At 55.8% G+C, this 25,008-nt stretch carries 23 protein-coding genes; 5 read left to right on the top strand and 18 right to left on the bottom strand.

What is annotated here, in order from left to right; all coding sequences use genetic code 11:
- Positions 1-4: 4 nt before the first annotated feature.
- The 13 genes from ACU6HM_RS02425 to gyrA all read right to left on the bottom strand — a co-directional run bounded on the left by ACU6HM_RS02425 (position 5) and on the right by gyrA (position 14,392).
- Positions 5-391, bottom strand: coding sequence for a ComEA family DNA-binding protein (locus ACU6HM_RS02425; protein ID WP_369326973.1), 387 nt, complete (start codon positions 389-391; stop codon positions 5-7).
- 116 nt (positions 392-507) lie between these two features.
- Positions 508-1,506 (bottom strand): ADP-glyceromanno-heptose 6-epimerase, encoded by a 999-nt coding sequence (rfaD, locus tag ACU6HM_RS02420; RefSeq protein WP_088450358.1) that lies wholly within the window; start codon positions 1,504-1,506, stop codon positions 508-510.
- A complete protein-coding gene (gene rfaE1, locus ACU6HM_RS02415; RefSeq protein ID WP_250755868.1) occupies positions 1,503-2,432 on the bottom strand; it encodes a D-glycero-beta-D-manno-heptose-7-phosphate kinase in 930 nt (309 codons plus the stop codon). The genes rfaD and rfaE1 overlap by 4 nt, the downstream gene beginning before the upstream one ends.
- Complete coding sequence (gene lapB, locus ACU6HM_RS02410) at positions 2,429-3,676, bottom strand: lipopolysaccharide assembly protein LapB (protein WP_250755869.1); 1,248 nt, start codon at positions 3,674-3,676, stop codon at positions 2,429-2,431. The genes rfaE1 and lapB overlap by 4 nt, the downstream gene beginning before the upstream one ends.
- A 16-nt stretch (positions 3,677-3,692) precedes the next feature.
- Positions 3,693-4,025, bottom strand: a complete 333-nt coding sequence (locus ACU6HM_RS02405; RefSeq protein ID WP_009456012.1) for a lipopolysaccharide assembly protein LapA domain-containing protein — start codon at positions 4,023-4,025, stop codon at positions 3,693-3,695.
- 114 nt (positions 4,026-4,139) lie between these two features.
- Complete coding sequence (locus ACU6HM_RS02400) at positions 4,140-4,499, bottom strand: integration host factor subunit beta (protein ID WP_026482971.1); 360 nt, start codon at positions 4,497-4,499, stop codon at positions 4,140-4,142.
- Between the two features lie 5 nt (positions 4,500-4,504).
- Positions 4,505-6,223, bottom strand: a complete 1,719-nt coding sequence (gene rpsA / locus ACU6HM_RS02395; protein WP_022983279.1) for a 30S ribosomal protein S1 — start codon at positions 6,221-6,223, stop codon at positions 4,505-4,507.
- 84 nt (positions 6,224-6,307) lie between these two features.
- Positions 6,308-6,985, bottom strand: coding sequence for a (d)CMP kinase (cmk, locus tag ACU6HM_RS02390; protein ID WP_203145669.1), 678 nt, complete (start codon positions 6,983-6,985; stop codon positions 6,308-6,310).
- Positions 6,982-8,304, bottom strand: a complete 1,323-nt coding sequence (gene aroA / locus ACU6HM_RS02385; protein WP_446763306.1) for a 3-phosphoshikimate 1-carboxyvinyltransferase — start codon at positions 8,302-8,304, stop codon at positions 6,982-6,984. Before aroA ends, cmk begins: the two co-directional genes overlap by 4 nt.
- Positions 8,301-9,185 carry a prephenate dehydrogenase gene (locus tag ACU6HM_RS02380; protein ID WP_250757240.1) on the bottom strand — a complete coding sequence of 295 codons (885 nt, stop codon included), beginning with the start codon at positions 9,183-9,185 and terminating at the stop codon, positions 8,301-8,303. The genes aroA and ACU6HM_RS02380 overlap by 4 nt, the downstream gene beginning before the upstream one ends.
- A 329-nt stretch (positions 9,186-9,514) precedes the next feature.
- Positions 9,515-10,606 (bottom strand): prephenate dehydratase, encoded by a 1,092-nt coding sequence (gene pheA, locus ACU6HM_RS02375; RefSeq protein WP_026482974.1) that lies wholly within the window; start codon positions 10,604-10,606, stop codon positions 9,515-9,517.
- Entirely contained in the window at positions 10,599-11,708 is a 1,110-nt protein-coding gene (gene serC / locus ACU6HM_RS02370) for a 3-phosphoserine/phosphohydroxythreonine transaminase (protein ID WP_009463913.1), read from the bottom strand. The genes pheA and serC overlap by 8 nt, the downstream gene beginning before the upstream one ends.
- Positions 11,708-14,392 (bottom strand): DNA gyrase subunit A, encoded by a 2,685-nt coding sequence (gyrA, locus tag ACU6HM_RS02365; RefSeq protein WP_035272681.1) that lies wholly within the window; start codon positions 14,390-14,392, stop codon positions 11,708-11,710. Before gyrA ends, serC begins: the two co-directional genes overlap by 1 nt.
- 440 nt (positions 14,393-14,832) lie before the next feature.
- Here gyrA and ompA point away from each other — a divergent pair, with 440 nt between their 5' ends.
- From ompA to gph, 3 genes are all read left to right on the top strand, one after another.
- Positions 14,833-15,429 (top strand): outer membrane protein OmpA, encoded by a 597-nt coding sequence (gene ompA / locus ACU6HM_RS02360; protein WP_009464175.1) that lies wholly within the window; start codon positions 14,833-14,835, stop codon positions 15,427-15,429.
- 83 nt (positions 15,430-15,512) lie between these two features.
- On the top strand, positions 15,513-16,235 hold the full coding sequence (gene ubiG, locus ACU6HM_RS02355) for a bifunctional 2-polyprenyl-6-hydroxyphenol methylase/3-demethylubiquinol 3-O-methyltransferase UbiG (RefSeq protein ID WP_250755871.1): 723 nt from the start codon (positions 15,513-15,515) through the stop codon (positions 16,233-16,235).
- Between the two features lie 6 nt (positions 16,236-16,241).
- Positions 16,242-16,937, top strand: a complete 696-nt coding sequence (gene gph / locus ACU6HM_RS02350; protein ID WP_022983283.1) for a phosphoglycolate phosphatase — start codon at positions 16,242-16,244, stop codon at positions 16,935-16,937.
- A 6-nt stretch (positions 16,938-16,943) separates the two neighbouring features.
- On the opposite strand, the gene ACU6HM_RS02345 is transcribed toward gph, so the two are convergent.
- Positions 16,944-17,810 carry a LysR family transcriptional regulator gene (locus tag ACU6HM_RS02345; protein WP_022983284.1) on the bottom strand — a complete coding sequence of 289 codons (867 nt, stop codon included), beginning with the start codon at positions 17,808-17,810 and terminating at the stop codon, positions 16,944-16,946.
- A gap of 84 nt (positions 17,811-17,894) precedes the next feature.
- Here ACU6HM_RS02345 and ACU6HM_RS02340 point away from each other — a divergent pair, with 84 nt between their 5' ends.
- Positions 17,895-19,430, top strand: a complete 1,536-nt coding sequence (locus ACU6HM_RS02340; RefSeq protein WP_083053338.1) for an MFS transporter — start codon at positions 17,895-17,897, stop codon at positions 19,428-19,430.
- Here ACU6HM_RS02340 and fdxA read toward each other — a convergent pair.
- The 3 genes from fdxA to ACU6HM_RS02325 form a co-directional block, all read right to left on the bottom strand.
- A complete protein-coding gene (gene fdxA / locus ACU6HM_RS02335; protein ID WP_009464181.1) occupies positions 19,427-19,759 on the bottom strand; it encodes a ferredoxin FdxA in 333 nt (110 codons plus the stop codon). The genes ACU6HM_RS02340 and fdxA overlap by 4 nt on opposite strands.
- A 121-nt stretch (positions 19,760-19,880) precedes the next feature.
- On the bottom strand, positions 19,881-20,954 hold the full coding sequence (locus ACU6HM_RS02330; protein ID WP_022983286.1) for a linear amide C-N hydrolase: 1,074 nt from the start codon (positions 20,952-20,954) through the stop codon (positions 19,881-19,883).
- A 543-nt stretch (positions 20,955-21,497) separates the two neighbouring features.
- Positions 21,498-21,827, bottom strand: coding sequence for a hypothetical protein (locus ACU6HM_RS02325; protein ID WP_009456315.1), 330 nt, complete (start codon positions 21,825-21,827; stop codon positions 21,498-21,500).
- Between the two features lie 106 nt (positions 21,828-21,933).
- Between ACU6HM_RS02325 and ACU6HM_RS02320 the strand changes: the two genes are divergently transcribed.
- Positions 21,934-22,737 carry a hypothetical protein gene (locus tag ACU6HM_RS02320; protein WP_009456314.1) on the top strand — a complete coding sequence of 268 codons (804 nt, stop codon included), beginning with the start codon at positions 21,934-21,936 and terminating at the stop codon, positions 22,735-22,737.
- A gap of 43 nt (positions 22,738-22,780) precedes the next feature.
- Here the strand turns inward: ACU6HM_RS02320 and ACU6HM_RS02315 are convergent, their stop codons facing one another.
- Positions 22,781-24,856 carry a catalase gene (locus ACU6HM_RS02315; protein ID WP_022983288.1) on the bottom strand — a complete coding sequence of 692 codons (2,076 nt, stop codon included), beginning with the start codon at positions 24,854-24,856 and terminating at the stop codon, positions 22,781-22,783.
- Positions 24,857-25,008: the final 152 nt, after the last annotated feature.

Below are 25,008 nucleotides of genomic sequence, written 5' to 3'. Positions count from 1 at the left end.
AGGGCTACGGCTTTCTTCTTATATCCGCATCGGCCCTATTGGAAACCGCCTTGCTGGCGGCTTTGGCAGGTTCCACTTTCAGGCCCGACTGCTCCATCGTAATAATCTTTTTCGCGCCTATCCCTTTGACCCGGTCCGCCAAATCCTGCAAAGAGTCGAAAGGGCCACCCCGCTGGCGCTCCTCCAGAATCAACTCGGCCGTGCGGGGGCCTATACCTTTAATTTGCTGCAATTGTTGAGCATCAGCCGTATTCAAGTCGACCGCAGCGACCAAGCTCCAGGGCCCCAATAAGCAGAGGGCAAGCAGAAAGCGAAGAACGGACGCACGCCAACCTTGCATTGAGTGCAGCCAGCGATGGGAAACGGGGGACAAGATCAGGGAGGTAGACATGATAAAGGCTCCTTGGAAAGAAGCCTTTATGGTGCTGCCTGGGTGAATGCAAAAGCGGGCCGGAGACCGCGTTTAGCCATGCGTGGCAGCCCGCATGGACTTTAAAGCCCTGTTGCTTAGCGCAGAGCCCCCGACTGCAGCAGACGGCGTACGTACTCGGCGACACCCGTCTGTACATCGTGGAAAGGCTTGTCGTAACCAGCCGCACGCAACTGTGTCAGGTCTGCCTGGGTGTGGCTTTGATAACGGCCTTTCAGATCATCGGGAAACGGGATGTATTGCAGAAACTGCTGCGTCACCAACTCTTCCAATGTCAGGGCAGGCAAGCCATCATGCTCACGCAAGGTGTTGACGACGGTCTGGGCCACATCATTGAACGGCTGGGCACGCCCCGAACCGCAGTTGAACACGCCCGACTGCTTGTCCTGACCCAGGAAATGCAGATTCACCGACACGACATCATCAATAAAGACGAAGTCACGTTGCTGACCGCCATCCACATAGCCATCCCAGCCACCAAACAAGAGTACATGACCGTCGCGACGGTATTGCAGCATATTGTGATAAGCCACCGAGGCCATACGACCTTTGTGCTGCTCTTGTGGACCATAGACATTGAAGTAACGCAGGCCGACCACTGGCGCACGCAGACTATCCAGATGACGACGCAGCACTTGGTCGAACAGAAACTTGGAATAGCCGTAGACGTTCAACGGCGCTTCGTTGCTGAGGTCCTCGGCATACAAGGGACCTGCACCGTAAACAGCGGCGGACGAAGCATACAAGAGAGGAATACGCTTGGCCTGGCAGTACTCGAAGATTTCCAGCGTCACGCGGTAGTTGTTGTCCATCATGAACTGACCATTGCGCTCGGTCGTATCCGAACATGCGCCCTGGTGCAACACAGCTTCAATATTGGAGAACTCGTCGCGCGCCAACCGGGCACGGAAATCGTCCTTGTCCATATAGTCGGCAATTTGGCCATGCACCAGATTGACGAACTTGTCGCCATCGCTCAGGTCGTCCACCACCAGAATGTCGGTCACACCCTGCTGGTTCAGGCCTTTCACCAAATTGCTGCCAATAAAGCCAGCGCCACCGGTCACTACGATCATGCCAATTCCTTTGCCGTCACAATGGACGTACCCAATTTTCCGACCACGATACCACCCGCGCGGTTCGCCCAGCGCATGGCCTGCAACCAGTCCAGACCCGCCGCTCGCATCACCGCCAGCGTTGCCAATACCGTGTCCCCGGCACCCGAGACATCGAACACCTCTTGTGCCTGCGCATCCACATGCTCACGCCCCTGCTCGGTGAACAAGGTCATCCCTTGTTCGGAACGGGTAATCAGCAAGCATTCCAAATTCAGCTTGCGACGCAAATCTTGAGCGCGTCGCATCAAATCATCTTCATCTTTCCAAGCGCCCACGGCTTCCTGCATTTCCGAACGATTCGGCGTCAGGATAGTAGCCCCTTGATAGCGCTCGTAGGTTTTGCCTTTGGGATCGACCAGAACAGGAATGTTCTTCGATCGTGCCAACGCAATCAAACTTTCTACCTGGGCCAAAGCGCCTTTCGCATAGTCCGACAAGACCAGCACTTGATGCTGATCCAGCAAGTCGCTCATGCTTTGCTGCAACTGATCCAAAGCACTGCTGGCCGGGCTTTCTTCAAAATCCACGCGCAACAATTGTTGCTGGCGACCCAGCACGCGCAGCTTCAGCGATGTGGGCATGACCGGATCTTGCACCCAATGCGCCTGAACATGGTCCGCTTCAGCCAGTTCACGCACAGTCTTGCCCGCTTCGTCCTGCCCGATCACGCCCAGCAGGCTGGCCTGGGCACCCAAAGCGGCAATATTGCGTGCCACGTTGGCGGCACCACCCAGACGGTCCTCTACCCGCCCCATCTTGACCACAGGAACGGGTGCTTCGGGGGAGATACGATCCACATCGCCAAACCAGTAACGGTCCAGCATGACGTCACCCACGACCAGCACACGGCTGGCAGCAACAGCTTCACCAGGGAAGGTCATCATTTCAGCTCCTCAAGGCGGCGAGGTGCATAGGTTTCCCAAGAGTTGCAGCCGGGACATTGCCAATAGAAATGGCGAGCTTCAAAGCCGCAAGAACTGCAGGAATAACGATCCAGACGCTGGGTGTGGCGATGAATCAAGGAACGCAGCAGGCTTAAATCCGCACCTGCAATAATCTGATCGACACCGACAGCCTCCGCGCCGTCGGTACTTTCCTTGCCCTGCCCTTGATCCTGGAGTTCAACTTCCAGCATCTTGTCCAGACCCAATAGAGAAGGATGGGCACGCAAGGCATCACGCGCAAACGCCCAGGCCTGCAAATGGCCTTCCTGTTCGCGCAGAACACGGAACAGCACATTGAAAATATCCAGGCTGGGATGCTGCTGATAATGACTGCGCAACATGGCAACGCCCTCTTCGCCCCGCCCCAGCTTGCGGTAACTGTCCAGCAGCTCGGTCGCGTACAGGCCCACATATTCAGGCGCACTGCTCAAAATGGAAACAAGATAAGCCCGCTCCTGCTCGCTCTGGCCTTGCATACGCGCCACACGAGCACGCAAACCGGCAACCCGCGCCTGAGAAGCATACATGCCTTGGCCCGTGCCCAGCTTGCGAATGGCATTATCCGCCTCGTCCAAGGCTTTGGCGGCACGTTCAAAATCAGGCTGCTTGCCTTGCAAGGCCCCTTCAGCCTGCTCACACTGGTAATGCACCAGTTGCGGCACGGGTTCATCGACCAGGGCACGCAAACGGCGCACCGCTTCAATGGCACGCGGCCAATCGTGCTCGGACTCATAAATACGGATCAAGGCGCGCATGGCCGGAATAGCAAAGCGCGTTTCACGCACCGCTTCAAAAGCGGCCTCGGCTCGGTCCAGCATGCCAGCTTTCAGGAAATCCTGGGCAATCTGAAACTGGGCATTTTCACGATCTGCAACTGGCAAATCAGCGCGCGACAGCAGACTTTGATGCACTCGGATAGCGCGCTCCATTTCACCACGACGGCGAAACAGGCTACCCAGTGCAAAGTGCAGCTCGGTGGTTTCGGGGTCCAGCTTGGCCACTTCCACAAAGGCGTCAATGGCGCGATCCGGCTCTTCATTGAGCAGGAAGTTCAAACCCTTGAAATAGGAATCCGGCAAGGTGCGAGTTTCGGACATCATCTGCCGAAAATCCACCCGCGCGGCGACCCAGCCCAAGGCAAATAGAATTGGTACAAAAACCAACCACCAGGTTTCAAAATCCACTGTTTACTCCAAGGACTTACAAAGGCGCCAGCGGGGCGACGGTCTCGGGCGCCACAGCAGCCGTATTCACGGGCGATTGCTGCGCTTGCTCCAGTCTGTCTTGCAGACGGTCCATTTCGCGGCGCAGGCGGTTGACCTCGCGACGGCGGCGCATCACCGCACCCACCATCAAAAGCAGCCCCAACACCAAACCTAAAATAAACGCGGCCAGCATTACGACGATCAGCGGAACGTCTTGAATAATATGCTCGGCGAAAAAGCTGACTTGCACCGGTTCCGTGTTTTTCAGTGCGAACAGCAGCACGATCACAAAAACGAGCAGACGCAGTACCCAGACTAGATAGCGCATTTTTAGGGCTCCAACAGTGTTTTTATAATGTCTGATTGTACGTGCAAGCGGAATTTAGCGCACACGCAAAACAGGCCCTGAAAAGGGCCTGTGTAATCAGTATGCAAGTAGGTCTTAACCGTGACGGACTCTCGCATTGAGCTGCTCAAAGGCAGACGACTGGTCGTCTGCTTCGATTTGCTCTTGCTCGAGAAAGACAGAATCGACTCGCTCGCGCAATTCCTTGCCGGCCTTGAAGTGCGGCACCTGTTTGCCAGGCACCATCACTTTTTCACCCGATTTGGGATTGCGCCCTACCCGCGGCGAGCGGGTAGAGAGCGAAAAACTGCCAAACCCTCGGATTTCGATTCGTTGACCGCTGGCCAGGGCCTGGGTCATAGAATCCAAAACCGTTTTCACGGCGAAATCCATATCGCGCAGAGCCAGCTGCGGATAGCGGCTGGCCAACAACGCGATCAGCTCAGACTTTGTCACGCTGATTAACCGTCGTCACGTTGCTGCTGGTCCAGCTTGGCACGCAGCAGAGCACCCAGATTGGTCGTACCGGACGAAGCGCTGGCTTCGGTCAGGCGGGCCATGGATTGAGCGGTTTCGGCGGTATCACGAGCCTTGATGGACAACTGAATCGAACGGGTCTTGCGATCCACGCTCAAGATCATGGTTTCGATTTCCTGACCTTCTTTCAGAGCCGTCGTGGCATCTTCAACACGGCCCGAGGAAATCTCGGAGGCGCGCAGGTAGCCTTCAACGTCCAGCGACAGAGTTACAACAGCACCCTTGGCTTCCACGGACTTGACGACGCCGCTAACCACGGCACCCTTGTCGTAGGTTGCTACGAAGTTGTTGAACGGATCGCCTTCCAGCTGTTTGATACCCAGGGAAATGCGCTCTTTGTCGGTGTCGATGCCCAGAACCACGGCGTCAACTTCGTCGCCCTTCTTGAAGTTGCGAACGGCTTCTTCGCCAGTTTCGGACCAGGACAGGTCGGACAGGTGAACCAGACCGTCGATGCCGCCAGGCAGACCAACAAACACGCCGAAGTCGGTGATGGACTTGATGCCACCGCGAACCTTGTCGCCGCGCTTGAAGTTGATGGCGAAATCTTCCCATGGGTTGGCACGGCACTGCTTCATGCCCAAGGAGATACGACGACGATCTTCGTCGATTTCCAGAACCATGACTTCGACTTCTTCACCCAAGGTCACAACCTTGCGTGGGTCAACGTTCTTGTTGGTCCAATCCATTTCGGATACGTGAACCAGACCTTCGATACCGTCTTCCACTTCAACAAATGCACCGTAGTCGGTCAGGTTGGTAACCTTGCCGAACAGACGGGTGTTTTGTGGGTAGCGACGTGCCAGACCGATCCATGGATCTTCGCCCAGCTGCTTGACGCCCAGGGAGACGCGGCTCTTTTCCTGATCGAACTTGAGGACCTTGGCTTCGATTTCCTGACCCACCTGCAGAACTTCGGATGGGTGACGAACACGGCGCCATGCCATATCGGTGATGTGCAGCAGACCGTCGATGCCGCCCAGATCCACGAACGCACCGTAATCGGTGATGTTCTTGACGATACCTTTGACGATAGCGCCTTCGGACAGGGTTTCCAGCAGTTTCTGACGCTCTTCGCCCATGGAGGCTTCCAGCACAGCGCGACGCGACAACACGACGTTGTTACGCTTGCGATCGAGCTTGATGACCTTGAATTCCAGGGTCTTGCCTTCGTATGGCGTGGTGTCCTTAACAGGACGCAGATCAACCAGCGAACCGGGCAAGAAGGCGCGGATGCCGTTGGTCATGACGGTCAGACCGCCCTTGACCTTACCAGTGATGGTACCGTTGACCAGTTCGCCGGACTCAAGCGCTTGCTCGAGGGACAACCAGGCCGACAGACGCTTGGCGCGGTCGCGGGACAGAATGGTGTCACCGTAGCCGTTTTCGAAGGCGTCGATTGCCACGGAAACAAAGTCACCAGCTTGAACTTCCAGTTCGCCCTGATCGTTCAGGAACTCTTCCAGAGGGATCAGTGCTTCGGACTTCAGGCCAGCATTGACCAGAACGTAGTTGTGGTCAATACGCAGAACCTCGGCGGAGATAACTTCGCCGCTTTTCAGGTCTTGGTTTTTAATGCTTTCTGCAAACAAATCGGCAAAGCTTTCGCCGCCCGTTGCGTCTGTGTGAAGGTTAGTGGACATTAAATCAATCCGTTAGCCAAAATGGCCATAAAAAACACACCAGGCAGAACCCGGTGGAGTGAACAAAGCCCGATCAGCACGGGATTAGGCTGTCGGGACCGCAATGCCCGACCAAAGGTCGAGCACCTTATTTACAACTTCCTGGATGCTGAGCTGGGAAGAATCCACAATGTGGGCACCCGGCGCAGGCACAAGCGGAGCATGAGTTCGAGAACGATCACGTTCGTCGCGCGCACGCAAGTCCGCCAAAAGACTCGTAAGATTAGCAGAAATACCCTTTTCGCTCAACTGTTTACAGCGTCTTTGGGCCCGCACCTCCGCATCTGCCAGCAAAAATATCTTTAAAGGTGCGTCCGGGAACACAACTGTGCCCATATCGCGCCCATCGCCCACCAAACCGGGGGCAACGCGAAAATCCCGCTGCCGTTGCAAAAGTGCCTCACGCACCAGAGGCAAGGCCGCCACCTGAGAGGCCAGATTTCCTACCTCTTCCTGACGAATAGCGTCGCTGACGTCATCGCCATCCATGTAGATATGGGGGTAGTCAAACTGCACGTTTAGGCTCTGGGCCGCATGCTGGACCTGGGCCTCGTCCTGGACATCCACGCCGCGACGCAGGCAGGACAAGGCGGTCAGGCGATACAAGGCACCGCTGTCCAGCGTATGCCAGCCCAGCCGCTGCGCGACCAGGGAAGCAATCGTCCCTTTACCGGAAGCGGTAGGGCCATCAATGGTTATGACGGGAATGCTCTGCTCTGTCATGCCTGCACCAATTGTTCAAAAACAGAAAAATACTCGGGGAACGTCTTGCTGACACAGCCGGGATCCAGAATGGTGACCGGCACCGGGCCAAAGCTGGCCAGTGAAAAACACATGGCAATGCGGTGGTCATCATACGTTTCGATGCTGGCCGAACGCCATTGATCGGCGGCAATAGGATGCACAGTCAGCCAGTCCGGCCCGGATTCTACTGTTGCCCCCAGTTTGCGCAATTCGGCCTGCATGGCATCAATACGGTCTGTCTCCTTCACGCGCCAACTGGCGATATTGCGCAAGGTGCAAGGACCATCAGCAAACATGGCCATGGCAGCTGCCGTCATGGCGGCGTCAGGAATATGGTTGAAATCCAGATCAAAGGCCTTGAGCTTGTCGCCCTTGGCTACGCACTCACCAGAAACGATCAGTTCATTGGCATGACGCTCGATACGAGCACCCATGGCTTGGGCCACATCCGCAAACTGAATATCGCCTTGCAGACTTTCTGTACCCACGCCCTGAATACGTAGCGGGCCACCGCCAATAGCTCCCAAAGCAATGAAATACGAAGCGGACGAGGCATCGCCCTCCACCACGTACAAGCCGGGGCTGACATAAGCCGCATCGGCGGGGACAGTAAAGCTGCTCCAGCCGTCGCGCTCCACCTGCACACCGAAACGCGCCATCATGGCCAGCGTGATTTCAATATAAGGCTGAGAGATCAACTCCCCTTCCACCTCGATACGCAAAGGCTGGCCCGTACGAGCAGTCAACAAGGGAGCGGCCATTAACAAGGCTGTCAGGAACTGGCTGGATACCGAGCCTTTCACCGACACACGACGCTGATCAGCCTGTACCAACTCACCAATCGCCAAGGGAGGATAGCCCGCTGCCCCCAGATATTGCACCTCAGCTCCCAGGCTGCGCAGCGCATCCACCAGATCCCCAATGGGGCGCTCGTGCATGCGGGCAATACCGCTAAGGTTGAAGCGACCACCCATCAAGCCCAAAGCAGCGGTCAAGGAGCGGAAGGCCGTACCGGCATTACCCAAAAACAGATCGGCATCGCGGTGCGCAAAAGGAGCCCCACCGTCGATCACTACCGTGCCCTGCCCCAGGTCCTGCACAGCCACGCCCATTTGCTGCAGAGCGGCTATCATGACGCGGGTATCGTCCGAATGCAGCAAGCCTTCCAGGCGTGTTTGCCCTTGAGCCAAGGCGGCCAACAACAGGGCTCGATTAGAAATGCTCTTGGACCCTGGCAATTGCAGTTGTCCGCTAGCGCGGCTGACGGGGTTCAAAACAAGACTGTCGCTTTGGCTCATTGCAAACCACTCCTACTTGCCCAAAAACGGCGCGCCAAGGCAGCACGCTCTAAAAATTCGTATAAAGCCTGACCATCCTGGTCCTGCAAAGCCTGTTCGGCCTGATCCAGGGCCTGACGTACTTCCTGCAATTGGCCCAAGACAGCCTCGCGGTTGCTCAGAAAAATGTCGCGCCACACTTCGGCTGATCCGGCTGCAATGCGGGTGAAATCCCGAAAGCCAGTTCCAGCCAAGGCAAAGCGCTGATCCGAGTTGGCACTGGAGGCCACCTGCCACATAAAAACCGAGGATAAAAAGTGCGGCACATGACTGACCGATGCCAGCACTTCGTCATGCGTAGCCGGGTCCATCAACATGACACGCGCCCCGCAAGCCTCCCACACGGCAATCAAACGCTCGCGTGCGCTGGCACTGTTTTCTTCCAGGGGGGTCAAGATGACGTTGCGACCGTCGTACAGATCAGCACGCGCCGCTTCGGGACCTACGGTCTCCGCACCGGCGATGGGGTGGCCGGGAACAAACTGGCTGATACGATCACCCAGCGCCTCACGCGACACACTGACCACATCGACCTTGGTGCTACCTGCGTCACTGATCAAGGTGCCGTCACGCAGATGGGGACGCAAGGTTTTCAATACCGAGGCCATGGCCCCGATAGGCGTAGCCAACACAATCAGGTCCGCTTGCTGCGCGGCTTGCTCAAGCGTGGCGACATCGTCAATCAGGCCCAGTTCTTGGGCACGTCGCAAGCTTTTCAGCTGCCGACCTACGCCCAGCACTTTTCCTACCGCCCCGGAGCGCTTGAGCGCCAGAGCCAAAGAGCCGCCAATCAAACCGACTCCGACGATCGCCAGCACCGGAACCAAGGGCGGCGGCGCCATAGTTTCTGATGACGCTATCATGATTAATTCCGTTCCCTCTCAGGCCGTCCATGCTGCGCGTATTGCGTGAAATAGCACGAGCAAAACCGGGATATTGATGCAGACTTTGCCAGACGGCTGCCCAAACCCCATCAAAGGATTAAAGCAACACGCAAAGCCTCTATTTTGTCTAGCCAGCTCTTGATGGCACAACGCACCAAGCAACTGCGCAAGACTGACCGAAACAAGCAGATCCTGTGCGAGCCACTCGTTCTGACAAGGCATGTCCTGAACAGACAATAAGGCCTTGAGGGTGAAACCTCCCCCCAGGCCTTTCTTGTTGCTGATGCTTAAAAGTCGTTTACGGGGTAAGAACCCAGAATCTTGAAAAAGGCGACTTGTTTCTTCAGTTCTGCCAAAGCAGCAGCCATGGCTGGCTCATCACGATGGCCGATCAGGTCTACGTAGAAATAATATTCCCACTGCCCTGTCCGTGCAGGACGCGACTCCAGGCGAGTCATGGACACGCCATGCACAGCCAAAGGAGACAGCATGTCATAAACAGCACCAGCCCGGTTGGGCACCGCCAGAATGATGCTGGTCTTGTCATTACCGCTAGGCAGGGACTCGATATTGCCAATGGCCAGGAAACGGGTGCGGTTGTGCGGATCGTCCTGAATACCGGCCTCGACCACCCCCAGATTCCAGGCGGTAACAGCCGTATTGCCCGCAATCGCTGCAACCGTAGGATCGGACGACGCAATGCGTGCTGCTTCAGCGTTGCTGGAGGCGGCCTCACGCAAAAGCTGTGGGTAATGCTTTTGCAGCCAGTTCTGGCACTGCGCCAAAGCCTGAGGATGGGCCATCACGCGGGTGACGCCTTCCATCGTGCCAGTTTGGGTCAGCAGATTGTGATGCACACGAATCGAGCGCTCGCCCAAGACACGCAAGGGCGAGTTCAGCAGCAAATCCAGCGTGCGGTTCACGGCGCCTTCTGTCGAGTTCTCGACGGGCACCATGCCCACCTCAGCCTGACCCACTTCGACGCTGCGGAAAACCTCGTCGAAGGAATCACATTGCAGGCCATCCAAAGCATGGCCGAAATGCTCGTAGGCGGCTTGCTCGGAAAAAGAGCCCTGCGGGCCCAGATAAGCCACGCGCAACACGCTTTCCAGACCGCGACAGGCAGAAATAATCTGCCCCCACACCGCTTCGACTGCTGCCGGTGTGAACGGGCCCTCATTTTCTGACTGCAAGCGACGCACAATACGTGCCTCGCGTTCGGGCTTGAGGATGACTTCCTCTGTATTGAAGTCCTGCTTGATCTTGCCCACCTCCAAAGCCGCACGAGCACGCTCGTTGAGCAGCTCCAGGATCTGGCGATCCAGCTCATCAATACGATTGCGCCAAGGGAGCAGGCGCTCAGTTAAGGTATTAGCCATTCCGTCGTTCAAATTCAGTCATGAAATCGATAAGTGCCTGCACACCCTCCAGCGGCATGGCGTTATAGATTGAAGCGCGCATACCGCCCACGCTCTTGTGTCCTTTCAGGGAAGTCAGACCTGCAGCCGTAGCCTGTTCCAGGAACAGGGAATCGAGGGACTGATCACGCAACAGGAACGGGACGTTCATGCGCGAGCGATACGCCGGATGCACGGTGTTGTTATAGAACTCGGACGCATCCAGAAAGCCGTATAAAGCTTCGGACTTGGCCGCATTGCGTGCCTGCATGGCAGCCACACCACCCTGGCGCTCCAGCCACTTGAACATCAGCCCGGCCATGTAGATCGAGTACGTAGGCGGCGTGTTGAACATGGACTGCTGCTTTTCAATGTTGGCGTAGTTGAACGCCGACGGGCACAGATCCATGGCATGGCCCAACAGGTCCTTGCGTATCATCATCAAGGCGATGCCGGACATACCCGCATTCTTTTGCGCCCCGGCATAGGCCACGGACACGCGCGAGAAATCGATCGGGCAGGACAGGATGTTGGAGGAAACGTCTGCAACAACAGGCACATCCAGCTTGGGAATGTCGTTGAACTCCACACCACCAATCGTTTCATTGGTGCAAACGTGCAGGTAAGCCGCGTCCGGGCGCACATCCCATTGAGAAGGCTCGGGGAACCAGGTCCAGGGCGCCCATTCCTTGCCCTGATCCTGCCACGCCTGACCACTGGTACCGGCAACGTGAATATCACCGTAGCGCTGAGCCTCTTCGCAGGACTTGACCGACCAGCTGCCCGAAAGCACGTAGTCGGCCTTGCCACTGCCATTGCGCTGAATCAGGTTCAAGGGCAAAAGACCATTCTGGCCTTGTGCCCCACCCTGAACAAACAACACTGCAAAGTCATCGGGCACGGACAGCAAGCTGCGCAAATCGGCTTCTGCCTCGTCACGCACACCCATATAGTCCTTGCTACGGTGGCTCATTTCCATGATGGACATGCCGGTGCCATGCCAATCTGTCATTTCAGCAGCGGCTTGCTCCAGCACTTCCAACGGCAGCATTGACGGGCCTGCCGAAAAATTCCATACACGCATTACTCGTTTTCCTCGCCGGAAGGGTCCGCCTGGTCTTGGGCGGAATCAAGTTGATTATCCTGCTCCTGACCTTCTGGCGCCTGACCCTCTTCGGCCAGCTCGGCGTCGACCTCGTCATCGGTCTCTACCACGCGGTACACACCAGACAGCTCGCTGTCATCGTCCACGCTGATCAAGGTCACACCTTGAGTCGCACGACCCATTTCGCGGATTTCAGCCACGCGAGTGCGTACCAGCACACCAGCGTTGGTGATCAGCATGATCTCGTCGGTTTCACGAACCAGCACCGCACCCACGACCTTGCCGTTACGAGCCGAGGTCTGGATGGCAATCATGCCCTTGGTGCCACGACCGTGACGCGTGTATTCGCCAATCGGGGTACGCTTGCCGAAACCGTTCTCGGTGGCGGTCAGCACGGATTGGGTTTCGTCTTCGGCCACCAGCAGGGCAATCACGGACTGACCTTCTTCCAGCGTCATGCCGCGCACACCACGGGCTGCACGGCCCATTGGGCGCACATCGCCCTCGTCAAAGCGCACAGCCTTGCCGGCGTCCGAGAACAACATGACGTCGTGCACACCGTCGGTCAGTTGAGCGCCGATCAGGTAGTCGCCCTCGTCCAGGCCCACAGCAATAATGCCGGCCTTACGGGGGTTGGAGAAGTCGGACAGCGGGGTCTTCTTGACCGTACCGCGCGAGGTCGCCATGAACACGAACTGATCTTCGCTAAATTCCTTGACGGACAGCACCACATTGATCTTCTCGCCATCTTCCAGAGGGAACATATTGACGATAGGACGGCCACGCGAGTTGCGTGAACCTTGAGGCACTTCCCAGACCTTGAGCCAGTACACACGGCCACGGTTGGAGAAGCACAGCAGGTAATCGTGGGTATTGGCGATGAACAACTTGTCGATCCAGTCGTCCTCTTTCATGGCGGTGGCTTGCTTGCCACGGCCACCACGACGCTGGGCCCGATATTCGGACAGCGGCTGGCTCTTGATGTAGCCGGTATGCGAGAGCGTCACCACCATATCCATAGGGGTGATCAGGTCCTCGGTATCCAGCTCGGTGGCGTTGTGCTCGATTTGCGAGCGACGAACGTCCTTGCCAGTGGCCGAGAACTCGTCGCGCACGGCGATCAGCTCGTCACCAATAATGGCGGACACACGGGCCGGGTTGGACAGGATGTCCAGCAAATCAGCAATCTTGTCCATGACCTCACGGTACTCCTGAACAATCTTGTCCTGCTCCAGGCCAGTCAGGCGCTGCAAGCGCATGTTCAGAATTTCCTGGGCCTGCACTTCGCTCAGACGGTACAGACCATCTGTGTTCATGCCAAATTCAGCGCCCAAATCATCCGGACGGTAAGCCTGGCGGCCGCCCACAATGGCGCTGGTGTCGGCACGGGCCAGCATCTCGCGCACCAGACCGGAATCCCAGGACCGAGCCATCAGCTCGACACGGGCAACCGGTGGCGTTGGAGCCGCTTTGATGATTTCGATGAACTCATCAATATTGGCCAGGGCCACAGCCAGACCTTCCAGCACATGACCGCGCTCGCGCGCTTTGCGCAACTGGAATACGGTACGGCGAGTAACCACTTCGCGGCGGTGGCTCAGGAAGTAATCCACCAGCTGTTTCAGGTTGAGCAGACGGGGCTGGCCATCGACCAGTGCCACCATGTTCATCCCGAAGGTTTCTTGCAACTGCGTATTCTTGTAGAGGTTGTTCAGCACAACTTCCGGCACTTCGCCGCGCTTCAGTTCAATGACCAAACGCATACCGTCCTTGTCGGACTCGTCGCGGATATCGGAGATACCCTCGATGCGTTTTTCGTTGACCAGCTCGGCAATGCGTTCCTGCAGCGACTTCTTGTTAACCTGGTAAGGAATGGCGTCGACCACGATGGCCTGACGATTGCCCTTTTCCATGTCTTCAAAGTGTGTACTGGCACGCATGATGACGCGGCCACGGCCCGTGCGATAGCCTTCGCGCACACCGGACATGCCATAGATAATGGCACCGGTCGGGAAGTCGGGGGCCGGGATGTATTCGATCAGCTCATCAACCGTGCACTCGGGGTGGCTCAGGCAGTACAGACAGCCGTTGACCACTTCAGCCAGGTTATGCGGCGGAATATTGGTAGCCATACCCACGGCAATACCCGAGCTGCCGTTGACCAGCAGGTTGGGCAGACGCGAAGGCAACAGGGCCGGTTCTTTTTCGCTGCCATCATAGTTAGGCACGAAATCCACGGTTTCCTGGTCGATATCGGCCAGCAGTTCGTGGGCGATCTTGGCCAGACGGATTTCGGTGTAACGCATGGCCGCGGCGTTATCCCCGTCGATGGAACCAAAGTTACCTTGTCCGTCGACCAGGGTGTAGCGCATGGAAAAGTCCTGCGCCAGACGCACGATAGTGTCATAGACGGCAGAGTCACCATGAGGGTGGTACTTACCGATCACATCACCGACGATACGAGCCGACTTCTTATAGGCACGATTCCAGTCGTTATTGAGTTCATGCATGGCGAACAGAACACGGCGATGCACGGGCTTCAAACCATCTCGCACGTCGGGAAGAGCACGGCCCACAATCACGCTCATGGCGTAATCGAGGTAGCTGCGGCGCATCTCCTCTTCAAGCGAAACGGGAAGCGTCTCCTTGGCAAAGGAATCCATAGGTCAATTCTTTATAGATATGGGTTAAGCAGTAAGCCAGCCGTAAACGGACAAGAGGAAATTCTAGCACTTTCACATAGAGGGACGCAGCGTAGCGAGGCGAGAAGGCGGGCGATATGTGATTGAAACGGTCGATTCGCCAAAAATCCATCGTCCACTAATCGTATCGATGATGGATTGAAGAAGCGGCCCCACCCTCCCCCTGTTGCCTAAAACCAACAATAAAAGGAAAGAACAAGGCTAATTCCACGCATCTTCACGAATCGTTCCCCGTCCCCCTCACGCATGCGGCCGAAATGTCTTAAGATTCGACCTAACACGCATGAAACCCAGCGCAAGCAAGTCTTTGTTCCGTTCAAAGGATTGCTATACTGGTTCCGTTAATCAGCGGCAGGGGTTCGCTGCGGTCACTTAACAGCATCAGCTCAACGAGGAGAAATATGAACAAACCCTCCAAAATCGCACTTGTACTCGCCATTGCCGCCGCATCGGCCACTAGTGCAGTTTCCGCACAAGAGTCCGGCGAAGTTAACAACTGGCGCAATCCGTTCGGCGACGTTTGGAAAAACGGCACCAACGAACTGTGCTGGCGCAACAACTTCTGGACACCTGCTACAGGTATTCCAGGTTGTGACGGTGTGCCCGTTGCCCAAGCCCCCGAAGCTCCTGTCGTCGCTCCTACTGTCACCAAAGTGACTCTGAACGCTGACACGTTCTTCGACTTCGACAAATCCACCATCAAGCCAGAAGGCCGCCAGGTTCTGGATCAAGTGGCTGACACCGTTCAGTCCATCGATCTGGAAACTCTGATCGCTACCGGTCACACTGACTCGATCGGCGCTGAAGCTTACAACCAGAAGCTGTCCGAGCGTCGCGCCAATGCTGTTAAAGCATACTTGGTCAACAAGGGCGTACCTGCAGACCGTATCTACACCGAAGGCAAGGGCGAAGCTCAGCCAGTGGCGTCCAACAAGACCCGCGAAGGCCGTGCTCAAAACCGTCGCGTAGAAATCGAAATCGTGGGCAACCGCAAGTAATTCTTGCTGCATCACGTATTTCTGTAGCTAAGGCTACAATTAAGGCTCCGCTTTTGCGGGGCCTTAATTTTTTTGGATGAGCCATGACCGCTTCCACCGTCACTAACGTCAATGTCGATCCCGCAGAGATCGATAAATTCAGTGCACTGGCATCCCGCTGGTGGGACCCTGACAGCGAGTTCAAACCGCTGCACGCCATCAACCCTTTGCGTCTGGACTGGATTCTGTCCTACACCGGCTCCCTGGCGGGCAAGCAGGTATTAGACGTCGGTTGTGGTGGCGGAATCTTGTCGGAAAGCCTGGCTCAGTCCGGTGCCGACGTCACCGGCATTGACCTGGCCGAGCGCTCCTTGAAGATTGCCCGTTTGCACAGTCTGGAATCGGGCGTACCCGTCAAATACGAGATGATCAGCGCCGAAGACATGGCTGATCAGCACCCGGGTCGTTTTGACGTTGTCACCTGCATGGAAATGCTGGAACATGTCCCCGATCCGGGCTCCATCATTGCGGCCTGCGCCAAACTGGTCAAACCCGGTGGCTGGGTCTTTTTCTCGACTCTGAATCGCAATCCCAAATCTTTTTTGTTTGCCATTGTGGGCGCCGAGTACCTCTTGCGCCTGATTCCCAAAGGCACGCACAGCTATGAGGGCTTCATCAAACCCAGCGAGCTGATTTCCTCGGCCCGCCGCAGTGGTCTGGATGCCCTGGCATTGAAGGGTCTGGAATACAACCCGATTACCGAGCACTATCACCTGTCTGGCGACACCTCCGTCAACTACCTGCTGGCCAGCCGCCGCCAAAGCTAAGCCCTCATGAATAAACTGGTTCTATTCGATTTCGACGGCACCTTGGCCGACTCTGCTCCGGATCTGGCCGCTACGGCCAATCGCATGCGCAAGGAACATGGCCTGCCTGATTTGCCCTACGAAGCACTGCGTCCCTATGCCTCGCACGGTGCACGGGGGCTGCTCAAGGTAGCCCTGGATATCAATACCGATCACCCCAACTACGCACAATTGCGAGCGCAGTTCCTGCAGGACTACAACGATCACATGACGGAGCTGACCTATCTGTTTGAGGGCGTAGCCCCCATGCTGAAACAGTTAGAGCAGGCCGGCTACACCTGGGGCATCGTCACCAACAAGCTGGAATACCTGGCCCTGCCCCTGATCCGTCATTTAGGACTGGAAGCGGGTTGCGCAGTCACCGTCGGCGGGGATACTACCCAGCACACCAAACCTCATCCCGCCCCCTTGTTGTATGCCGCCGAGAAAACGGGCTTTGATCCCAAAGACTGCCTGTACGTAGGTGATGATCTGCGCGACATCCAGGCAGGTCAGGCTGCTGGCATGGCCACCATGATTGCCGCCTACGGCTACTGCGCTCAGGACGAGAGCCTGAGCACTTGGCAAGCCGATATGACCGTGCATCACGCCTCTGATATCTGGGAAGGCGTACAACGCTGGGCCAACGGTCAGCTTTCCCGCCCTTCCCCACTAGCCTGCTAAACAGGCTTAAGGCAGCAGCTCCGACAGGCGCTGCTGCATCCACACTGCCGCAGGGGGCAAAGTTTGCCCCTGCCGCCACAGCATCCGCACTGGCAAGGGTGGCAAAACCATCTCCCGGCAATGCAACTGCGCCAGCTTGTTGCGCAAGTTTGCATACTCGGCAATATTCAGGGGCAAAATCGCCCAGCCCAGACTATCGGCCACCATATCGGCAATGACATAAAAGCTGTCTGAGCGCCACACACTGGGGCTGACAACCATTTGCTCTGTCCCTTCAATATGAATCAGCAATTGTCGATGTGCCGTCAGCTCTTTACGGCTGACCTGATGCTGACTGGCAAGCTGGTGCGTACGCGCCACACAAATCGCTTGGGGCACAGCGCCGATATAACTTTGCGCGAATGACGCGGCATCAGCACCGCGATCAAACTGAAAAGCCATATCCGAGCGGCCTTCCTGCACATAGTCCATCACCTCGGAAGCGGTTCCGTTCCAGACCGTTAATTCCAGTGCAGGCCAGCGTTCAGCCAGCTCCTTGAGCAGCAGCCGCAAGGGCTCTTGAGGCAAGGCTTCATCCAGAGCAATTTCCAGTCTGGTCGGTTGCCCTTGCGAGAAATCCAGTGCCCGACGATTCAACACGTCTACCTGACGCAACAGAGCCTTGGCTTCCAGCAGCATGATTTCGCCCGGCACCGTCAGGCTTAACGTTCGTCGTGAACGATCAAACAACTCCAGATTCAGATCCGCTTCCAGCAGGGAAATCGAGGTGCTGACGGCTGACTGCACCTTGCCCAACTCTTTCGCGGCCTGAGTCATGGAGCCAGTTTCTGCCACAGCGACAAAATGTCGAATACGTTCCAGTGTCCAATCCATTTATCTATTTTATAGATGCTAATCAACTTTGACTGTTGATAATATTGATAGATCATACTTGCTTTCCTACCGCTCTGGTCTTTTATGCTGCACAGCTCGATTACCCATCAAGCCCACACTGCTCCCCTATCCCCAAGCCGTCGCTGGTTGATCCTGGCAATTGTGTCGGCAGCTCTTCTACTGATTGTGGTGGACATGACGGTGCTCTACACCGCCCTGCCACGCCTGACCCATGATCTGCAGGCCTCGGCCTCGGACAAGCTGTGGATCATCAACAGCTACGCTCTGGTCGTCTCCGGACTGCTGCTAGGCATGGGCACCCTGGGTGACCGCCTGGGTCACAAGCGCCTGTTCCTGTCGGGTCTGGCCATGTTTGGTCTGGCTTCAGTCGCAGCCGCCTACTCTCCGAACCCAACGGCCTTGATCGCCGCACGCGCCTTTTTAGGTGTGGCAGCGGCCATGATGATGCCCGCCACTTTATCGCTGATACGCATCACCTTTCATGATGAGCGCGAACGTGCGGTGGCCTTCGGTGTCTGGTCTTCTATCGCCTCCGGTGGTGCCGCCTTTGGTCCGGTTCTGGGCGGATTCCTGCTGGAACATTTCTGGTGGGGATCAGTCTTTCTGATCAACGTGCCCATCGTGCTGATCGCGTTGCCTATGGGCTGGATTCTGGTGCCCCGCTCCACGCCAGATGCATCGCGCCCCTGGGATATCAAAGGCTCCTTGCTGATCATGGTGGGCCTGGTAGCCAGCACCCTGGCTATCAAGGAAATGGGCAAGCTGCATACGGATTGGGGTTTGACCGCTGCCGCCCTGCTGATCGGCATCTTGTTTCTGAGCTGGTTTGTCCGTCAACAGAACCGCAGCCCTTTCCCTTTGCTGGACTTTGCCCTGTTCAAGGACGCCACGCTAAGCACCGCCGTACTCTCTGCCTTGACGGCCTCAGCGGCCTTGATCGGTATGGAGCTGGTGTTCAGCCAACGCCTGCAATTGGTACTGGGTTTCTCACCATTGGAAGCGGGCCTGGCCATTATTCCCTTGCCGCTGGCAGCCTTTATAGCCGGCCCCTTGGCCGGGCGCCTGCTGGTCGTCATCGGCAGCAAGCGACTGCTGATTGGCGCCCTGAGCTTGGCAGGAGCAGGCATGGCCGCTTATCTGCTGTGGCATAACAGTGCACAGCCTCTACAAGTGATCAGCCTGGTCATGCTGGGCCTGGGCATCGGTGCGGCCATGACGGCGGCTTCCAGCACTATCATGCAAAGCGTGCCGCCTTCGCGCGCTGGTATGGTGGCCTCGGTCGAGGAAATGTCTTATGAACTGGGTGGTGCGCTAGGCGTGACCATTATGGGTAGCCTGCTGTCCTTCGTATATAGCGCCAGCCTGATCTTGCCACAGGAATTAAGTGACCGCGCCCTGGCCTACGACAGCCTGGATCAGGCCTTATTGATGGCAGAAACCATGCCACAGAATCTGGCTCTGACCTTAAGTGAACTGGCCCGTGACTCTTTTGATAAAGGCTATGTCGCCGTACTGGCCAGTTGTACGGCTTTGCTGGTGATGGCGGCCTTGGCGGTCTGGTACTTCCAACGCAACAACAGCCATCAGAAAGCCCATTAATCTTTCTTCAACAGCGCCAGCTTGTCGGTCTGAGTCGCCCAGTATTCATGATCCGGCAAGGGCGCTTTTTGCTGGCTGATACGCTTCCAGGCCGGGTCCTCGCTCAAGGTCCGGTTCAGCTCCACATAGACCTGCTGCTCGGGCGTCACATCCTGATCACTGACAATCGCCCCCACCGGACACTCGGCCACGCAGATGGAGCAGTCAATGCATTCGTCAGGATGAATGACCAGGAAATTCGGGCCTTCAAAAAAACAATCCATGGGACACACCGTCACACAATCGGTGTACTTGCACTGGATACAGGCTTCCGTCACTACATAGGTCATGAAACAGCTACTTCAACAAATAAAGACGGGGCATAGCATAACAGCTGAGCATGAACATCATGTGATCGCTGTCGGCTATGCCCCGGGTATTCAGCCTAGAGTGGCATATACCACTGCCCCATTAAACAGCGGGCGGTTCGGCGGGTTCGAACTTGAATGGCTGGGCTGGTTTGAAGTGGTCCAGCACTTCACCCATGTAGACCTTGCTTTGCTCCGGCCCCAGATCCAGCTTCATCACTTTGCCGGTTTCTGCCGAAAAATCCGCTTTTTTCATATCCACCCAGAATGCACCGGGTGACAGAACCGAATCAAAATAATACAAACTACGTTGATGGTCGAACACCGTGCGCCAGCGTGTCGAGGAGTTGTTGGGCTGACCGGGCACTGTCATGCCATATGGAGTAGAAGCGTTACGTATCACGCTCAACACACTGGCTACGGCCTTGTCATCACTCAGGTTGCGTGGCACTGCATCAATGTAAAAAGAGGCGCGAGCAAAACGATCTGCAGCACGGCTAGTGCCGGGTAACATGTTCATGCCCCCCACCTGTTGCCAGTAATCCTTGATGGCCAATTGCTGATCAAATGTGGGCGAATTGGTCAGAACCTGATATTTACGACTATGGTGGATGTGTTGCTTACCGTCGATATACTCGATAATCGCACTATCCCCTGTGGCATCCGACATGGACAGGTGCAAAGTTGCCAAGCGATCTTCACCTTTGACCTTGGCAGTAACGACTACAAAGGGATTTTTTTCTAATGCAGCAACCGCTTCGGCCACGGTTGCAAAATTATCCAAGACGTACTGTCCCCACAAAGACATGCTTAAGGTCTTATCGCCTTTTTGAGGCGTGGGATATTGGGACTCCACCAGCCACAGCAAGTTGACGTTCAAACCTTTTTCATTGGCCCCGTCGGTAGAAGCAATGTCATAACCCGACGCAATCACGCTGCCGTATTTCGAGGTCCACTCAATGGACGAGGGGCCAGCTTCGCCAGTACGTTTTTCACCGCGAGGAAAAATCCAGAGGTTGGTGCCGACATCCAGCTTCCAGTCCATGGAACGACCGGTAATCACCTGTCCGTTATCACCCAGAAAAACAGCTCGGGTACACGCCTGAGAGGCCGCAGGCACCAAAGCCAGCCCAACTGCGCATGCCAGCAAAGTACGACGACATTTTTTTAGCAACATCTTTCTCTCCAGAGACGGCTAGCCGCCCAATCAATAAAACAAAAAAACCGACTGCTTACACAGCCGATACATTGGACACGGGTGTAACAAAAACAGGATTAGGACATTGCGTCAAGCCAAGTTAAGTCTTGTGGTGCAAGACCGACAAAAACGGAGCATGAAATCCCTTGTTTTGAGAATAAAAACATTTGCTAACTCATGATCGACCGCAATATTATTTTTTCTTCCTGATCGCCTTGAAACTGCGTTTTTCACTCTGAAAACGTGGGTAGCTGCCTTATCAGCCCGCGTATAAATGAACCAAATACGATCTCCAAACTAAACAGGCCTTTTTCTTGTTTTAAAAAACTTAAAAATAGTCATTCAGATCTGAAAACACAGGCGATGTGTGCTCGAAATCTTTTACCCAGAACTGGAAGATCATTAATTACCAGGAATGGCCAAATCCTACCCGTAGGCACAAGGAACGGCATAATGCCTCGACACGGACTTCAATAACATGCAATAAAAAACAGCCCGTAACGGGCTGTTTTGCAAATTCATCTAAAACTCCAGGCAATCAAAAAACCCCGGCAATCCTGCATAGCTATCCATGAGCTGGTCAATGACATAAGCACTATCACGGGTTTCCAGAGCCAGCAGGTTTTCCCGGTAATCTTCTTCAGCCAAGCCAACGGCTATGCGACCCGGTTCGACACGGGCACCGGCCAGCAGCTCGGACAGCTTGGGGTCCTGCATCGCCTCCAGGGCAGCGCGCAAGGCCAGTTCTTCGTCCGTGAAACCAACTTGTCCGGTGCGATCAGCGTGTAACGCCGCTTGCACTAAGGGCAACAAATTATCAATATCTTGCTTGCTAAGGTAAAACACATGCATGACACGTTCTCCACGGGTTGGTGATCGGCTAGTCCAGCATACCGAAAGACACAAGACTGGCGCTAGTGCACCGTCATTTACAGAATTAAAAAGAGGGGCCATGACAATGATGCGTAAACTCACTTATTCCCGCTGGCTATTATTGGGAATCTTGCCACTGGCCAGTCTGGCTCATGCCCAAGTGAGTGCTCAAGGTCCAGACGCCATGTCCGACAGCACGACTTCGCCACACTATGCCGTGCAGATTACACCCTATGCCTGGATTACCGGCTTGTCGGGTGAGTCCTCCCCCTTCAAACGCGCGCCCTCCCTGGATATAGAAAAGTCCTTTTCAGATGTCCTGCACGATCTGCGTGCCGCGGCCTTTCTGAACGCCTGGGTACGTCGAGACCGCTATGTATTCAACAGTGACCTGCTCTACGTGAACACACGCGAAAGTGAAGTAATAGGTGGTTTGCCTTTGGTCGGTGCTGCAGAAGGGACCGTGGACACACGTCTGTTCATGGCCACATTGCAAGGTGGTTACCGCATCTACGACACTGAACAAGCCAGCCTGGACGCACTGGCCGGTTTTTCGTTTTGGGATATACGCACCCGTGCCCATCTGAGTACGGCTGGCCGAACCCGACATCATCAGGAGAGCTTCAATTGGGTGGACCCCATGATAGGACTGCGTGCGTTCTATCGTTTCACCCCGGAGTTTTCCACTCAAGCCCAGATCCACTTGGGCGGCTTTGGCGTGGGCTCGCGCCTGAGCTATCAAGCTACCTTGACCTTGAACTACGACCTGTCAGAGAACTTCTCCATCGCTGCCGGATACAAGATGCTGGATGTGGACTATCGTCGCTCCGGCCATGTCTTTGACACTCGCATGTCGGGCCCCGTGCTAGGGCTGAGCTGGCGCTACTGACGGCACGTGAAAGGGGGCAGCACCGCCCCCTTTTCACAAGACATCAGGCCATACCATCTACCTGATGCCGTCGCTCCCAGAACCGTGAAGACACTTTTTCAAGCAGATCATCACCGGTTTTAATGACGAACACACCCTTGTCTACTGATACGCCCGCCCTGTCCAGCAAGGGCTGGGCTGCGCCGTTATGACCAATTGCTTTCAAGTGTCCATAGGCGTCGGCTACAAAATCCACTGCCGCCTTGTTAGTGCACAGTTTTGAAGCCTCTTCCTGGGTAAGCAGCAAGGCCACCGCATCAAACAGAACCGAGGGCGCACCCGCAATCTTTTCGTCGGCAGCCAAGTGTGTGCCGTCTGACAGCGTCACCCCCCCTACTTGCGGAGCGATAAGCTTGACGGCCACCCCGGCTTCCTGAGCCCCTGTCAGCAGCATTTCCAGCAAGCCCTTGTCAGCTCCGTCCGTTACCAGAATACCCAGCATCCGACCGGCAATCGGCGACTTCTGGGCCAGTATGGACAAGGCTTTGGAAGGTGCCATGTCGATCGGCTCGCGGGCGGGCTTGGCAGGAGGCGGCAAATCCAGCCCCAATCCCTGAGCCGCTCGTTTGGCCAGATCCTCATCAATGACACGCATGTGCGAGAGCACACGCACACGAACATGATTGAGCTGGACCTTGGACAGTTCAAATACCAGCCCGGCAATCAGATGCTCCTGCTCAACTTCAGTCTGAGAGCGATAAAACAATCGGGCCTGGCTGTAATGATCCGAGAACGACTCAGCCCGTACACGCAGTTTTGCGCCATCGTCTACGGTACTGGGGAAGGTGCGAAAGCCATGCGGCTGCGCGCGCGGTCCGCCCGATTCACCCGCCTCCTCCAGGCTATTGGGCTCGTAGGTCGCACGGCCCTTGGGAACCTGCGTCTGCATCATGCCGTCGCGCTGCATATTACTGAATGGGCAGCGGGGTGCATTGATAGGAATCTGATGAAAGTTGACCGTTCCCAGTCGAGACTTTTGCGTATCCAGGTAGGAGAACAAGCGGCCTTGCAGCAAGGGATCATCCGTAAAGTCGATTCCCGGAATGATGTTGGACGGCAAGAAAGCAACTTGCTCGGTCTCTGCAAAGAAGTTGTCGGGATAACGATCCAGAACCATACGACCCACAATTTTGACGGGCAGACTTTCCTCGGGAATGAGTTTGGTCGCATCCAGCACATCGTAGTCCTGCTTGTCAGCCCACTCCTGATCGAAAACCTGCACACCCAGTTCCCACTCCGGGAAGGCTTCGTTTTGAATCGCCTCGTACAAATCGCGTCGTAGATAATCCGAGTCCGCCCCGGAAATCTTGACCGCCTCATCCCACAGGGTGGACTGCAAGCCCTGCTTGGGTTTCCAATGAAACTTCACAAAGTGCGACTTGCCCTTGGCATTCACAAAACGGAAAGTGTGCACACCAAAGCCCTGCATCATGCGAAAGGACCGTGGCAAGGCTCGATCAGACATCAGCCACATCACGGTATGCAAAGACTCGGGCATCAGGGAGACAAAATCCCAGAATGTGTCATGGGCTGACGCTGCCTGGGGAAAGCCCCGGTCCGCCTCGGGTTTGACGGCATGGATCAGATCCGGGAACTTGATGGCGTCCTGGATAAAAAAAACGGGCATATTGTTGCCCACCAGATCCCAGTTGCCTTGCTCGGTATAGAACTTGACCGCGAAACCACGCACGTCGCGTGGTGTGTCTTTGGAGCCTTTAGAGCCGGCTACCGTTGAGAAACGACAGAACACCGGCACCCGATGTCCTTCCTTTTGAAATACACAGGCCTGGGTCAACTCCGGGATTGCTTGCGTGCATTCAAAATAACCATGTGCTCCTGTGCCGCGAGCATGAACAATGCGCTCCGGTATACGTTCATGGTCGAAATGGAATATTTTCTCGCGCAGGACAAAATCTTCCAACAAGGTCGGGCCACGCGCCCCGAAACGCAAGGAATTCTGATTGTCCGATATCGGTACGCCATGATTGGTCGTCAACTCAGCATGGCCAAACTGATGTAACTCCCCGCCTTGCCCCACGGCATCCTGATTGGTTTTGGCTGCGGATTTTTTAGTCACCATATGTCCTCCAATCAAATCAAACGAAAACCCCGTTCCACTGGGGTGCCCTTGGGAAAAAGCCTAGAAGTTTTAATGACTTGATGTGCGAAGCAATCTCTCAAAACGTAATCAAGCATGTCCACCTTTTTTCGTGACGGAGCTGTAACTGTCTG

This window comes from Alcaligenes sp. RM2 (assembly GCF_052931795.1).
The sequence above is the reverse complement of the archived record's forward strand: the minus strand, read 5'-3'. Positions and strand labels throughout refer to the sequence as shown.

What these genes read in the sequence shown, in the direction of transcription:
- ACU6HM_RS02425 (WP_369326973.1), bottom strand. Translation starts at nt 391, where the DNA reads ATGTCTACCTCCCTGATCTTGTCCCCCGTTTCCCATCGCTGGCTGCAC.
- rfaD (WP_088450358.1), bottom strand. Translation starts at nt 1,506, where the DNA reads ATGATCGTAGTGACCGGTGGCGCTGGCTTTATTGGCAGCAATTTGGTG.
- rfaE1 (WP_250755868.1), bottom strand. Translation starts at nt 2,432, where the DNA reads ATGATGACCTTCCCTGGTGAAGCTGTTGCTGCCAGCCGTGTGCTGGTC.
- ACU6HM_RS02405 (WP_009456012.1), bottom strand. Translation starts at nt 4,025, where the DNA reads ATGCGCTATCTAGTCTGGGTACTGCGTCTGCTCGTTTTTGTGATCGTG.
- rpsA (WP_022983279.1), bottom strand. Translation starts at nt 6,223, where the DNA reads ATGTCCACTAACCTTCACACAGACGCAACGGGCGGCGAAAGCTTTGCC.
- cmk (WP_203145669.1), bottom strand. Translation starts at nt 6,985, where the DNA reads ATGACAGAGCAGAGCATTCCCGTCATAACCATTGATGGCCCTACCGCT.
- aroA (WP_446763306.1), bottom strand. Translation starts at nt 8,304, where the DNA reads ATGAGCCAAAGCGACAGTCTTGTTTTGAACCCCGTCAGCCGCGCTAGC.
- ACU6HM_RS02380 (WP_250757240.1), bottom strand. Translation starts at nt 9,185, where the DNA reads ATGGCGCCGCCGCCCTTGGTTCCGGTGCTGGCGATCGTCGGAGTCGGT.
- pheA (WP_026482974.1), bottom strand. Translation starts at nt 10,606, where the DNA reads ATGGCTAATACCTTAACTGAGCGCCTGCTCCCTTGGCGCAATCGTATT.
- serC (WP_009463913.1), bottom strand. Translation starts at nt 11,708, where the DNA reads ATGCGTGTATGGAATTTTTCGGCAGGCCCGTCAATGCTGCCGTTGGAA.
- gyrA (WP_035272681.1), bottom strand. Translation starts at nt 14,392, where the DNA reads ATGGATTCCTTTGCCAAGGAGACGCTTCCCGTTTCGCTTGAAGAGGAG.
- ompA (WP_009464175.1), top strand. Translation starts at nt 14,833, where the DNA reads ATGAACAAACCCTCCAAAATCGCACTTGTACTCGCCATTGCCGCCGCA.
- ubiG (WP_250755871.1), top strand. Translation starts at nt 15,513, where the DNA reads ATGACCGCTTCCACCGTCACTAACGTCAATGTCGATCCCGCAGAGATC.
- gph (WP_022983283.1), top strand. Translation starts at nt 16,242, where the DNA reads ATGAATAAACTGGTTCTATTCGATTTCGACGGCACCTTGGCCGACTCT.
- ACU6HM_RS02345 (WP_022983284.1), bottom strand. Translation starts at nt 17,810, where the DNA reads ATGGATTGGACACTGGAACGTATTCGACATTTTGTCGCTGTGGCAGAA.
- ACU6HM_RS02340 (WP_083053338.1), top strand. Translation starts at nt 17,895, where the DNA reads ATGCTGCACAGCTCGATTACCCATCAAGCCCACACTGCTCCCCTATCC.
- fdxA (WP_009464181.1), bottom strand. Translation starts at nt 19,759, where the DNA reads ATGACCTATGTAGTGACGGAAGCCTGTATCCAGTGCAAGTACACCGAT.
- ACU6HM_RS02330 (WP_022983286.1), bottom strand. Translation starts at nt 20,954, where the DNA reads ATGTTGCTAAAAAAATGTCGTCGTACTTTGCTGGCATGCGCAGTTGGG.
- ACU6HM_RS02325 (WP_009456315.1), bottom strand. Translation starts at nt 21,827, where the DNA reads ATGCATGTGTTTTACCTTAGCAAGCAAGATATTGATAATTTGTTGCCC.
- ACU6HM_RS02320 (WP_009456314.1), top strand. Translation starts at nt 21,934, where the DNA reads ATGATGCGTAAACTCACTTATTCCCGCTGGCTATTATTGGGAATCTTG.
- ACU6HM_RS02315 (WP_022983288.1), bottom strand. Translation starts at nt 24,856, where the DNA reads ATGGTGACTAAAAAATCCGCAGCCAAAACCAATCAGGATGCCGTGGGG.